This is a genomic window from Nocardia sp. NPDC052316 (genome assembly GCF_044547795.1).
Taxonomy (GTDB): Bacteria; Actinomycetota; Actinomycetes; order Mycobacteriales; family Mycobacteriaceae; genus Nocardia.
This window is the reverse complement of record NZ_JBIUBB010000002.1, coordinates 501,891-514,919: the sequence shown is the minus strand read 5'-3', so window position 1 is coordinate 514,919 and position 13,029 is coordinate 501,891. Positions and strand designations below refer to the sequence as shown.

The 13,029-nt window shown below is 68.0% G+C and carries 10 protein-coding genes; 2 read left to right on the top strand and 8 right to left on the bottom strand.

The window, feature by feature from the left end; genetic code table 11:
- Positions 1-38 precede the first annotated feature (38 nt).
- From narI to ACIHA7_RS09265, 8 genes are all read right to left on the bottom strand, one after another.
- Positions 39-779 (bottom strand): respiratory nitrate reductase subunit gamma, encoded by a 741-nt coding sequence (narI, locus tag ACIHA7_RS09300; RefSeq protein ID WP_397287386.1) that lies wholly within the window; start codon positions 777-779, stop codon positions 39-41.
- The gene (narJ, locus tag ACIHA7_RS09295) at positions 776-1,456 is read right to left on the bottom strand and encodes a nitrate reductase molybdenum cofactor assembly chaperone (RefSeq protein ID WP_397287384.1); all 681 of its coding nucleotides are present in this window, start codon (positions 1,454-1,456) and stop codon (positions 776-778) included. The genes narI and narJ overlap by 4 nt, the downstream gene beginning before the upstream one ends.
- A gap of 34 nt (positions 1,457-1,490) precedes the next feature.
- On the bottom strand, positions 1,491-3,251 hold the full coding sequence (gene narH, locus ACIHA7_RS09290) for a nitrate reductase subunit beta (RefSeq protein WP_397287382.1): 1,761 nt from the start codon (positions 3,249-3,251) through the stop codon (positions 1,491-1,493).
- A gap of 1 nt (position 3,252) precedes the next feature.
- Entirely contained in the window at positions 3,253-6,990 is a 3,738-nt protein-coding gene (locus tag ACIHA7_RS09285; protein ID WP_397287380.1) for a nitrate reductase subunit alpha, read from the bottom strand.
- A 326-nt stretch (positions 6,991-7,316) separates the two neighbouring features.
- Positions 7,317-8,333, bottom strand: coding sequence for an NAD(P)H-dependent flavin oxidoreductase (locus ACIHA7_RS09280; protein WP_397287378.1), 1,017 nt, complete (start codon positions 8,331-8,333; stop codon positions 7,317-7,319).
- Between the two features lie 111 nt (positions 8,334-8,444).
- Complete coding sequence (locus ACIHA7_RS09275) at positions 8,445-8,846, bottom strand: STAS domain-containing protein (protein ID WP_397287376.1); 402 nt, start codon at positions 8,844-8,846, stop codon at positions 8,445-8,447.
- Positions 8,847-9,068: 222 nt separating this feature from the next.
- On the bottom strand, positions 9,069-9,749 hold the full coding sequence (locus tag ACIHA7_RS09270; RefSeq protein WP_397287374.1) for a response regulator: 681 nt from the start codon (positions 9,747-9,749) through the stop codon (positions 9,069-9,071).
- Entirely contained in the window at positions 9,742-10,980 is a 1,239-nt protein-coding gene (locus ACIHA7_RS09265; protein ID WP_397287372.1) for a sensor histidine kinase, read from the bottom strand. Before ACIHA7_RS09265 ends, ACIHA7_RS09270 begins: the two co-directional genes overlap by 8 nt.
- A 164-nt stretch (positions 10,981-11,144) precedes the next feature.
- Here ACIHA7_RS09265 and ACIHA7_RS09260 point away from each other — a divergent pair, with 164 nt between their 5' ends.
- Together ACIHA7_RS09260 and ACIHA7_RS09255 are read left to right on the top strand one after the other, a co-directional pair.
- Positions 11,145-11,723, top strand: a complete 579-nt coding sequence (locus ACIHA7_RS09260) for a hypothetical protein (RefSeq protein WP_397287370.1) — start codon at positions 11,145-11,147, stop codon at positions 11,721-11,723.
- Between the two features lie 180 nt (positions 11,724-11,903).
- Positions 11,904-13,028: an FAD-dependent oxidoreductase gene (locus ACIHA7_RS09255; RefSeq protein ID WP_397287368.1), complete on the top strand. Its 1,125-nt coding sequence runs from the start codon at positions 11,904-11,906 to the stop codon at positions 13,026-13,028.
- Position 13,029: the final 1 nt, after the last annotated feature.

Sequence of the window (13,029 nt, the reverse complement as noted above, 5' to 3'; positions counted from 1 at the left end):
CCCTGGGCGGCACGGCGGGCGACCGCCCTTCGCGCGAATCAGCGCCAGCGTTCCGGGGTGACGGGTGCGTCCCAGGCGCGGGCGTAGCGGCGGGTGTCGGGGGCGTTGGATTCCTTGCGGCGGTAGACGATGTAGGGGCGGGTCAGGTAGCCGAGGGGGGCGCTGAACATGTGGACCAGGCGGGTGTACGGCCAGATGCCGATCAGGGTGAGCACGACCAAGCCGTGCGCCTGGAAGGTCCACGGCGTGCCGACCATCAGGCCCGGTTCCGGATTCAGCGTGAAAAGACTACGGAACCAAGGCGATACGGTTTCGCGGTAGTTGTAGGTGCCCCACAGCAGGTTGCTGCCCCAGGTATTGAGCAGGCCGGTGATCAGAGCGGCGGCCAGCAGCGCGTACATCAGCTTGTCGTTGGCGGTGGTGGCCTTGCGGACCGCGGGCACGGTGAAGCGGCGATAGAGCAGGATGCCGACGCCGGCCAGCACCGCCGCGCCCGCCACCGAACCCGCCGACACCGCGACCAGGTGGTAGGCATGCTCGGAGATGCCGACCGCGGCGGTCCACGACGCCGGTATCAAGACGCCCATCACGTGGCCGCCGATCACTCCGAGCATGCCGAAGTGGAACAGCGGACTGCCCAGGCGCAGCAGGCGGCTCTCGTAGACCTGGGAAGACCGGGTGGTCCAACCGAATTGGTCGTTCCGGTACCGCCACAGATGGCCGAGGACGAACGAGGTGAACGCCACGTACGGCAGGGTCAACCACAGGGTGCTGGTCATCGGCGGCCTTCTCCTTGCGCGAACACGGTGGGATCCATGGCGAACGGCTCCAGTCCCACCTCTTCCTCCGGGGGTCCCTGCGCGGCCAGCTCGGCGATGCGCCGCCGGTCCGCCGTCGTCGGCGGGGGCAGCGTGGCGACCACGGCCGCCAGCACGGCAGCGTAGGGAGACCTGCTGTCGGACAACGAGAGCCGGAGCAGTTCGATGACCGGTACGTGCTCGCCGAGCAACCGTTCGCCGCCGATCGGGTCGACCGTCGCGGCGAACTCCAGCAGCACCGGCAGGTGATCGGGCAGTTCCTCGTCGCCGAGCTCGACGCCCGCGTGCCGGTAGGCGTGCTTGAACCGCAGCAGCGCCATTCCCCGTTTGCGGGTGTCGCCGTAGGCGTAGAAGGTCAGGTGCATGCTGGAGCGGCGGCGCATGTCGAAGGTCTCGACGTAGCGTGTCGCCAGGTCCAACGGCGTGCTCGCGCGCAGGTGGGTGAGGAATTCGAGCAGATGCTCGCGCACCGGCTGCGGCAATTGCGTTGCGGCAGCGACGAGATCGTCGGTCATCGCGAGGAGTTGCTCGCTCGGGTAGTCGAGCAGCAGCGCGGCGATCCGCCACACCACGCGCCGGTCGCGTTCGGCCATCGGCACCGCGGGCTCGGGCCTGCGGCGCACCTTCAGCAGCGACATGACGGACCCTCGCTCGAATTCGGGACGCCCGCGCTCATTGGGGTGCCCCGGTAGTGGTGACTACGGGCGGCACGCCGCCGGGTACGACACCATTGCTTCCGTTGACTGCCACACCGTCCGGTGCCGAGCCGTTTGTGCCGTTCACGGCCGCCCCCTTGGCATCATTAGCGGCGACACCGTTGCCCTGAGCCTTACCGTCGGCAGCCGAGGGCAACAAGCCGTTAGTGCTCTTGCCATCCCAGTTGAGCAGGTTGACCCGGTTCGACTTCTCTTCCGGCGCAGCACCATTGGTGTCGGTCAGATGGAACTTTTCCACCATGGTGTCGAATGCCGTCATACCCGGCCCACCGTCGTTGTCCAGGCTGCACCCGGTCGCCAACGCATCGAGCTGATGCGCTTCCGACCCGGCACCCGACGGAATCACATACCGGTGTTCGTATTTCGCGATCGCGAGCAGGCGATACATGGCTTCGATCTCCTCCGGCTCCAGCCGCACCGAGGGGGCGATCGCCGGATCCGGTTCTTCACCGAGGTTCACCGACCGCATGAACGCGCGCATCCCCGCCAACCGCTGCAACGCGGCGCGCACCGGGCCGACGTCACCCGCCGTGAACAGCTCCGCCAGATACTCCACCGGGATCCGCAGCGCGTCGATCGCGCCGAACAGGTTCCGTGCGTCCTCGCCATCGTGGCCGGTCTCCGACAGCACGTCCACCACCGGCGACAGCGGCGGCACGTACCAGACCATCGGCATAGTGCGGTACTCCGGATGCAGCGGCAGGGCGATCTGGTAGTCGACGATCAGCTTGTAGATCGGTGAATCCTGCGCCGCCTGAATCCATTCCGGCGAGATACCGGCGCGCTCCGCCTCCGCGATCACCCGTGGGTCGTGCGGGTTGAGGAACACGCCCAGCTGCGACGGGTACAGATCCTTGTCGTCGGTGACCGAGGCCGCTTCCAGCACCTTGTCGGCGTCGTAGAGCATCACACCGATGTAGCGCAGCCGTCCGACGCAGGTCTCCGAGCAGACCGTGGGGATGCCCACCTCCACCCGCGGGTAGCAGAAGGTGCACTTCTCCGCCTTGCCCGTCTTGTGGTTGAAGTAGATCTTCTTGTACGGGCACCCGGTGACGCACTGGCGCCAGCCGCGGCACTTGTCCTGGTCGACGAGCACGATGCCGTCCTCGGCGCGCTTGTAGATCGCGCCGGACGGGCACGAGGCCGCACACGACGGGTTGAGGCAGTGCTCGCAGATCCGCGGCAGGTAGAACATGAAGGTCTGCTCGAACTCCAGCTTCACCTGATCGGACAGCCGCGACAGCAACGGGTCCTTACCGACCTGTTCCGGGCCTGAGCCGAGGTCGTCGTCCCAGTTGGCACCCCAGGTGATCTTCGTGTCCTCGCCGGTGATCAGCGATTTCGGGCGTGCGACCGGGGTGGTGTCCATCGCCGGGGACGACAGCAGGTTGTCGTAGTCGTAGCTCCACGGCTCGTAGTAGTCCGCCACCGTTGGCAGATCGGGGTTGGCGAAGATGTTGAGCAGCCGCTTCATCCGCGAGCCGGATTTCAGGGTGAGCTTGCCGCGGCGGTTGAGCTGCCAGCCGCCCTTCCACTTCTCCTGGTCCTGATATTGGCGCGGATACCCTTGTCCAGGACGGGTTTCCACGCTGTTGAACCACATGTACTCGGTGCCGCCGCGGTTGGTCCACGCCTGCTTGCAGGTGACGCTGCAGGTGTGACAGCCGATGCATTTGTCCAGGTTCATCACCATGGCGAGCTGGGCCATGACGCGCATGTCAGTACTCCACTTCCTGCGAGCGGCGGCGAATAGTCGTTACTTCGTCGCGCTGGTTTCCGGTGGGGCCGTGGTAGTTCAGCGCGAAGGACTGCTGCGCGTAGCCGCCGATGAGGTGCGAGGGTTTGATCATGATGCGGGTCAGCGCGTTGTGGATGCCGCCGCGTTTGCCGCGGGCGTCGTTGACCTCCGGCCGATCCTCGATGCGCGGCACGTCCACCGCTCGATCTTGTGCGTGATACATGAACACGGTGCCCTCCGGCATCCGGTGCGACACGATCGCCCGCGCGACGACGACACCGTTGCGGTTCACCGCCTCGATCCAATCGTTGTCGGCGACACCGATTTTCGCGGCGTCCCGCTCCGACATCCAGATCGACTGGCCGCCACGGGACAACGTCAGCATGTGCAGGTTGTCCTGGTACGCCGAGTGGATCGACCACTTCGAGTGCGGGGTCAGATACCGGACCGTCACGCCCTTTTCGGTCACCGCGCCGACATCGGGTTCGCTGAACAACGCGGTCATGTCCAGTGGCGGCCGGAAGATCGGCAGCTGCTCGCCGAGTTCGAGCATCCAGTCGTGGTCCAGGTAGAAGTGCTGGCGTCCGGTGAGGGTGTGCCAGGGCTTCAATCGTTCGGTATTGATGGTGAACGGTGAGTACCGCCGCCCGCCGGTCTCGCTGCCGGACCATTCCGGCGAGGTGATCACCGGGACGGGCCGAGCCTGGGTGTCGGCGAAGGTGATTCGCTTGCCCTCGTGTTCGGCGGCCAGGTCGGCCAGTTCGGTGCCGGTGCGCCGCTCCAACGCCTCGAAACCCTGCACCGCGAGCCTGCCGTTGGTGGTGCCGGACAGGGCGAGGATCGCCTCGGCGGCGTGGGTGTCCTTGGCCAGCGACGGACGCCCCTGCGCCACACCGGAAACCACGGTGCCGTTGGTCGCCGCGAGGTACTTCACCTCCTCGTCGGGGTAGGTGGTGACGCCCTTGGTGGTCAGGCCGAGGGTGTCGATCAGCGGGCCGAGGGCCGCCATCTTCTCGGCGATCTTCGGGTAGTCGCGTTCCACCAGGACAAGTTTCGGCATCGTCTTGCCCGGAATCGGCTCGCACTCACCGGCTTTCCAGTCCAGGACGCGGCCGCCCGCCTGCGCCATGGCGTCGGGCGAGTCGTGCTGCAGCGGCACCGCGACGATGTCCTTGCGGACACCCAGATGCTTCTCCGCCATCCAGGAGAAGCCGCGCGCGATCCGGTGGAACGCGTCGAAATCGGTCTTGGCCTCCCACGGCGGCGAGATCGCCGGGGAGAAGGCGTGCACGAACGGGTGCATGTCGGTGGAGGACAGGTCGTGCTTCTCGTACCAGGTCGCGGCGGGCAGCACGATATCGGAGAACAGCGTGGTGCTGGTCATCCGGAAGTCCAGCGACAGCAGCAGATCCAGTTTTCCGGTCGGCGCCTGTTCGCGCCAGACCAGCTCTTGCGGGCGGACACCGGTGACGTCGGTGGTTTGCAGATTGGAGTCCGCGCCGAGCAGGTGCTTGTGAAAGTACTCGTTGCCCTTGCCGGAGGAGCCGAGCAGATTGGCCCGCCACACCGTCAGACACCGCGGGAAGTTCTCCGGCGCGTCCGGGTCCTCGCAGGCGAAGCGCAGGTCGCCGGACTTCAGCTCGGCCACGATGTGCTCCGGGGCCGATTTGCCTGCCTGCTCGGCCTCGTCGGCCAGGTCCAGCGGATTGCGGTCGAAGGTCGGGTAGCTCGGCATCCAGCCGAGCCTGCTGGCCAGCGCGATATTGTCGGCGGCGGTGCGGCCCGCGAACCGGCCCTCGTGCAACGGCGAGGCGAAGGTCTCCGCGGTGAACGGGTCATAGCGCCACTGGTCGTTGGTGAGATACCAGAAGACCGTGCCCTGCATCTGCCGCGGCGGGCGCTGCCAGTCCGCGGCGAAGGCCAGGGTGGACCAGCCGGTCACCGGACGGCACTTCTCCTGGCCGACGTAGTGCGCCCAGCCGCCGCCGTTGACGCCCTGACAGCCGGTGAGCAGGGTCAGCGTGAAGAACGCGCGATAGATCTGGTCGGAGTGGAACCAGTGGTTGGTGCCCGCCCCCATCAGGATCATCGAGCGGCCGCCGGAACGGTCCGCGTTGTCCGCGAATTCGCGCGCGATCCGTGTCGCCTGCGCGGCGGGAACGCCGGTGATGGCCTCCTGCCAGGCCGGGGTGTACGGCTCGGACGCATCGTCGTAGCCGGTCGGCCAGTTGCCCGGCAGGCCGTCGCGCCCGACGCCGTATTGCGCAAGCAACAGGTCGAACACCGTGGTAACCCGTTTGCCCGCAACAACCGTCGTCGGCACGCCGCGGGTGAGCACACCGGGCACATCGGTGTCGAAGCGGGGAAACCGCACGGCCGCAGCATCGTCGGTACGGCCGTGCAGCGTCAGCAGCGGATCGATGTCCGCCAGGTCGAGATTCCACCGTCCCGTGCCCGAGGCGCCGAACCGGTCGCCCAGGGACCCGTTGGGCACCACCGGATTCCCGGCCGCGTCCAGCAGCACCGTGCGGAACTCGTCGCCCTCCGCCCCGGGGCTGCGCGGCTCGGTTGCCCCCTGCGCAACCGCACCGGCCGCCGCCAAATCTGCTGCGGTGAGGAACTTCCCGGGCACGTGCGCGCCGTCGCGCTCGTCGAGGGTGATCAGGAACGGCAGATCGGTGTAGCGCTTGACGTAGTCGGTGAAGCGGGCGGTCGTCTTGTCGACGAAGAACTCCTTGAGCATCACGTGCCCCATCGACATGGCTAGGGCCGCATCGGTTCCCGGCCGCGCCGCCACCCATTCGTCGGCGAACTTGGTGTTGTCGGCGTAGTCGGGCGAGACCACCACGACCTTCTGCCCGCGGTACCGCGCCTCGGTCATGTAGTGCGCGTCCGGCGTTCTGGTCACCGGCACATTCGAGCCCCACATGATGAGGTAGCCGGCGTCGAACCAGTCCGCCGACTCCGGGACGTCGGTCTGATCGCCGAACACCTGCGGTGAGGCCACCGGAAGGTCGGCATACCAGTCGTAGAACGACAGCATCGAGCCGCCGAGCAGCGAGATGAACCGCGCGCCGACCGCGTGACTGACCATCGACATGGCCGGAATCGGCGAGAAGCCGGCCACCCGGTCCGGGCCGTACTGCTTGATCGTGTAGACGTGCGCCGCGGCCGCGATTTCGGCGGCTTCCCACCACTCGGCCCGCACGAAGCCGCCCTTGCCGCGAGCGGACTTGTACCGCTTGGCTTTCGCGGCGTCCTCGACGATCTCGCCCCACGCGAGGACCGGGTCCTTGAGCCGGGACTTGGCCTCGCGGTACATCTCCAGCAGCACACCGCGCACGTACGGATAGCGCACGCGGGCAGGCGAGTAGGTGTACCAGGAGAACGAGGCGCCGCGTGGGCAACCTCTCGGCTCATACTCGGGTTTGTCCGCGCCGACCGAGGGATAGTCGGTTTGCTGGGATTCCCAGGTGATCACACCGTCTTTGACGTAAATCTTCCAGGAGCACGATCCCGTGCAGTTCACGCCGTGCGTAGAACGCACCACTTTGTCGTGTGACCAGCGGTCCCGATAGAACTCGTCGGCGCTGCGGCCACCCGGTTTGTGCAGGGTGCGCTGATCCGCCGAGATCTCGCCGCGGTGAAAATACTTGCCCAATCGCAGGAGTGCGTCGCCGGCGTCGGCGGATGGTCGGTCGGTCCGTGATTGTGCCACGACGCCCCCTTCGAGCTGTGAAAATCGGGCTGGTGCTCCGACTGTAAGGACGCGGGGACGTGCGTCCAAACAGTTTCCTCACACCCCGCCGCGACGCATTGTGCGCTGTGAGGCGGCGGCAATGTCGTGGTCATCGGCGGCCGGGCGCGCGCTACTTCCCGTAACAGCCCGACCTGCGTGAAAATCCGGAATCCAGCGGAAATACCGCACGGTATGGGTGTTTTGCCGCCGGTACGGTGATCATTCGGAAACCGTGGGTTCTCCGGCGATTTACATTTGTTAACACGTCGAGAGCCGGTATCGAGGACACTAACTCGCGCGACCGATCACCGCCGCCGCGTGCGTCCTTCGAGCAATCGTGCGGCACCGGCGCAGAGATGCTCGATCGCCGCGCCTACCGGTTCGACCCGGGCGACCATCCCCACGGCCTGCCCGGCATCGACCGGAGCGATCCGTGGGTCGTCCGCGGCCATCGCGGCGGCGAGGGCCTGCTTGGCTTGTTCGTCGTCGGACAGGCGCTCTTCCCGGCCGGTCCACCGGTTCGCGAACTCGTTGCGCAGCACGCGGGCGGGAAACCTTGTCGGCCAAGGCCATTGCATGCCGACGTCGAAGACCCGCGTCAGCATCGTGTCGGTGCCGTCGGCGGCGATCATCGCCCGGCGCGCGCCATCGGCCAGCAACGACTCCGAACACGCGGCCAGACAAGTACCCACCCACGCTCCGTCGGCCCCGGCGGCGAGCACGCCCGCGAGACTCGCAGGCGAGCCGATACCGCCCGCGGCCAGGACCGGCACCGATACCGCGCCGACCACCGCGTCCAGCAGCGGCAGGGTCGCCAGCTCCGGCGCTCCGTGACCACCGCCCTCGGCGCCACGCGCCACCACGACGTCGATGCCGGCGTCCTCGGCCCGGCGCGCGTCGTCCACGGTGTATACCTGTGTGGCCGTACGGATTCCGGCTTCTCGTACCCGCTGCACCCAGGACAGGTCCTGACCGAAACTCACCGAGATCAAGGCGGGCGCGGCCGCCACGGCGGACTCGAGCAACTCCGGTTCCGCAGCGACGACCCAATCGACCACTCCGATCCCGAACGAACCGCGCACGTCGCCCAGCTCGCGCAGCTCGCGCTGCAGCGCTTGCGCCGACCCGGCGCTGCCCATGCCGATCATCCCCAACCCGCCTGCCGCCGTCACCGCCGCCGCGAATCGCCCGCCCGCCACTCCCCCCATCGGCGCGTTCACCAACGGCACCCGCAGCCCCATCCCCCGCGACCATTCCGTGGCCAACCCGTCGCACTCCCGCGCACCATCCGCCGATGACGATTCCACTGCACCCGAGGTCATGCCGACCATCGCAACACACCCGCCGCGGAGTGGCCGCACCGGACACACCGTGCGGCCACCACTCGCTCGCAATGGTGCCGACGCCGCAAGCAGGTGGTGGCCGCCGTGTCGCTACTCCGCGACGGCGCGCATCGCGAGATCCAAACGGGGATAACAAGGTACACGGACGTACGCGTCGGTCAGACTCAGGGCGCGTTGGGTGGAGCGGGTGGATGCCACGACGGCGAACCGGCGTAGGCGGCTTTCGGCACGTTGGGCCGCGCGGATGAGCACGTCGACACCGGCGAAGCCGAGGAAACCGACTGTGCTCATGTCCGCGACCACGGCAGGCGCGTGTCGGCTGTCCTGCAGAGCCAGTTCCAGCAGCGGGGCGGTGGCCAGGTCGAGCTCGCCGGCGATGGTGAGCACCTGGATGCCCCGCGGTGTGGTGTTGGCACGGATTCGGAGCTGTCCCTGCGAGTATGCGCTGATGCTCGCCGGTGGGTGGGGATGCGAAAGCAGCCGTCGAGACATTCGAGGCTGGCGAGGGCTTAGCTGATTCGTCATGCGCAACGCTCCGGGTCAGCGCCGAACGGACCTGCCGTTCAGCGTGATTCGGCGGTAGCCCGTGCCGGGCTCGGCCGCGTTGCCGCGAGCCGATCGAGGGGTGCGCCACCATCGGCTCGTGTCTGAACCTCCTGCAAAACTACCCGCGTCCGCGTGCGGACACAACAGCGAACGGTGGGCATCCCCCGGTCAGCGGTTGCCCGGCACCACGATTCCGGTCTCGTAGGCGAGCACGACCAGTTGGGCACGATCGCGCACGGCCAGCTTGGTGAGCAGGCGCCCGACATGCGTTTTGACGGTGGCGACGCTGAGATGGAGGGTGCTCGCGATTTCGGCGTTGGAAAGCCCCGCCGCGACGTGTTCGAAAACCTGGCGTTCGCGGTCGGTCAGCGCGGTCACGGCCTCCGGCGGCGCAGCCGGTGCTACGGGTTGGCGGGCGAACGTGCTGATCATCCGGCGGGTCACACTCGGCGTCAGCAAGGCGTCACCCTTGGCGACCACCCGGATCGCGTGCAGAAGTTCTTCGGGCGGTGAGTCTTTGAGGAGGAAGCCGCTCGCGCCGCTGCGCAGCGCCTGGAAGACGTGCTCGTCCTGATCGAAGGTGGTGACGATCAACACGTGTGGACCCTGGGTGTCCCCCGCGGCGATATGTCGCATCGCCTCGAGGCCATCCATGATCGGCATTCGGATGTCCATCAGGACGACGTCCGGTCGCAGCAGGCGGGTGAGCCGCACCGCCTCGCCGCCGTTGCTCGCCTCGCCGACGACGGTGAGATCCGCGGCGGAGTCGACCAGCACCCGGAACCCCGCCCGGACCAGGGCTTCGTCGTCGGCGATCAGCACCCGGATGCCGGATTCGTCGTCAGACATGGTCGTCCGTATCGAGGGGGAAGCGCGCGATGACGGCGAACCCGCCCTCGGGTCGCGGCCCGGCGTCGAGGCGGCCGCCGAACAGCGAGACCCGCTCCCGCATCCCGACCAGCCCGAGACCACTGCCTTCGCTGATTGCGGGCTGCCCGGCTGAGTGTGTCACCTGTCCATCATCGGCGATGGACACGGTCAGCTCGCGCGGCGCATGCCGGATCTCGATCCGTGCGCGATCGGTCTGCGCGTGTTTGACGACGTTGGTCAGGGCCTCCTGCACGATGCGGTAGACGGTTGTCTCCAACAAGGCTGGATAACGCACGGGCGCGCCGACGACGTCGTACTCCACGGTCAGGCCGTTGTGGCGCAGCCCTTCGACGAGCGTCGTGATCTCGGCGAGCCCGGGTTCCCCCGGCTCGTCCCGCGGTCCCGGCTCTCGGATCTGCGCCAGCACGCTCCGCAGCTCCCGCAGCGCCGAGCGACTGGCCGTCTCGATGGTGCTCAGCGCCTCCCGCGCCTCGCCGGGTTGCTCGTCGATCAGCAGGCGCGCCACCCCGGAGCGGACGGCGACCATGCTCAAGGTGTGCGAGATCAGGTCGTGCACATCGCGCGACACGCGTAACCGCTCCTCCGCCCGAATCCGCCGCTCCGCCTCCTCGGCCTGCCGAAGCTGTTGCGCCGCAAGGCTGTTTCGATAGTCGCGGCGGGTCCGCAGCATGTCGCCGGCCAGCCAGGCAGGGATCGCGATGAACAGCTCGACGAAGTTCTGATCCTGATCGGGGTGCAGCGGCGCGGCGACCATCGCGGTGATATAGATCGCGACGAGTGCCGCAACGGTGGCGAGCAACGACTCGCGCCGCGACCACCGATCGGCCAGCGTGAGCACCGCGACACCGAACGCGGGACCGGCATTGCTCACCCACGGTGTGAATCGCACACCCAGCACCGCGGCCAGACACAGCACGACCGTCACCGCGACGAGCACCGCCAGCGGCCACCGGCGACGGACGATCAGTGGCGCGACCACCGCGGCACCGAGCGCCGCAATGGCCGGCGGCGACCCGTGCCCAGTGGTCGCGCCGACCAGTACGGGCACCGTGAACGCGGCGAAGCAAACGACCGCGATGCCGAGGTCGACCCCGTCGGGCCCGGGATCGCTGCGGTGCAGGCGCGCGGTGAGTCGCTGGTGCCACGGCGCCGGTCGCGTGTCCGGGTGCGGCAGGGAAGTAATCGCCATAGCGCTGACGGTATCCGGCGGACGCTGCGGAAACATCGCTCCGAGGTCGCCGGTTCGGGTCATCCGCAAGTCGCAGCGGGCGCACGGCGTCCATCCACGGTGGGTAGCGAGTTCACGGCCGGCGGCTGACGACAAGACGCAGGTCAGCGGGGCAGGGTTGGGGCATGAACACACACGACACCGAGCGCGCCGCCCACACCGGCGACCTCCGAACGCAGTTCTCGCGTCCACTGGTCGCGATCGCAGGCACCTCCCTGGCGGCAGGCATCGTGTTCGGCGGCACGATCTACCTCAACCGTTCCCCACAGCTCGCGACACCCGTCGAGGGCACGTCGGCGTGGTTGCCGCACCTCGTACTGCTCGTGCTGGCCGCCGTCGTCTGCACCGTCATCCTGCGCCGGCGCGGCGCCGAGTCCGCGATCCTGCTGTTGCCCGCTCCCCTCGGCACCACCGCGGCGCGACGGCTCGCGCACACCCTGCGTGCGATCCCGCGTCACCCGAGCGCCCTGCTGCGCACCGTGCTCGCCGTCCCGGCGCTGGTCGTGCTGGTCTACTGCCCGTTCCGGATCGGTGTGCAGATCCTCGCCGGCCTCGACCCGAACTTCACCGTCAACGCTTGGGGCGGACCGACCTATCTGGGTGCGATGGCCTGCCACTACCTGGACGCCGCGCTGCTGATCGCAGCCGCGGCCTACCTGCTGAACAAGTTGTTGTTGCCCACCACGCACACGCGGGACCACTGACACGCATCGATAGCTGAGCCGTACTCAACGAACCGCACCCGCATCGCGCAGTATCAACGTTCGGCCGATGATCGGCTCGCGTCGACGGAAATAGACTCGCGTTCAGTGCCTGCGGAAGGTTTCGTCAGTGAACAGAGCGGATTCCGGTAGGAGCAGCGACGGTTCGCCCGGGAAGTCACCGTGGGCGCGCCGCGGGTGCTGATCGTCGGCGGCGGTATCGCAGGCCTCACCCTGGCGGCGGCGTTGCGGCGCAACGGCATCGAACCGACGGTCGTGGAACGGGTCGCCCGGTACGGCGACGTCGGGTATGTGATCACGCTGTGGCCGATGGGCCGACTGGTCTTGGACCATCTCGCATTGGGTCGAGCGTTCGATGAGCGCACCGTGCCGATCAACACGTACTCGACGCACGTCGACGGCGGCCGCGCACTGCGAACGTTCGACTTCCGTGGCCGCCTCGGTGCCGGTGTCCCGCGCGCGCTCAAACGGTCCGAGCTGATCGAGTTGCTCGGCTCCTACGCCGGGGGCACCGAGGTGCACATGGCACGCACCGTGGCCGCCGTCGAGCAGGACGACCGCTGCGTCGTGGTGACCCTCGATGACGGTGCGACCGACGAATACGACGTGGTGGTCGGGGCCGACGGCATCGACTCGGGCGTGCGCGGACTCGTGGCGGGCGAGGTGCCCATGCACCGCACCGGGTTGCGACTGTGGACCTGGTGGACATCGGGCGCCGGTGTCGCCCCCGACGAGTCACACGAGTTCTGGGGCAAGGCCCGATATTTCGGCTACAACCCCACCACCGGGCCGGTCGGCTGCGCGGCAGCGCTACCCGCCGCGGGCGCCCCGGCGACCCCGAAGCAGCTCCGCCATCGCCTCGACGGCGTTGCGGGCCCGATGAATTGGATGATCGACGCACTCGCCGACATCGACGAGGTCGGTTCTTTCGACCTCGACGATCTGCGGATGCCGCACTGGCAGTTCGGCCGGGTGGTGTTGCTCGGCGACGCGGCCGCCGCCTTTCTGCCGACAGCGGGAGTCGGGGCATCGATGGCGATGGAGTCGGCGCTGGTACTCGCCGAGGAACTCTCGAAGGCGGATGCGGCGCAGGCACCTGACGCATTGCGGCACTATGTGCAACGACGCCGTACCCGGGTCGACGCGGTGCAGAACCGGTCGCGGTGGCTCATCCCGGTGATGCTGCGCCGCAGCGGATTCGGCACAGCGGTGCGCAACGCCCTGCTGCGCGCGATGCCGGAGAACCTGGTGATCTCGGAGATAACGCGCTGGAATCCGCGGCCGTGAG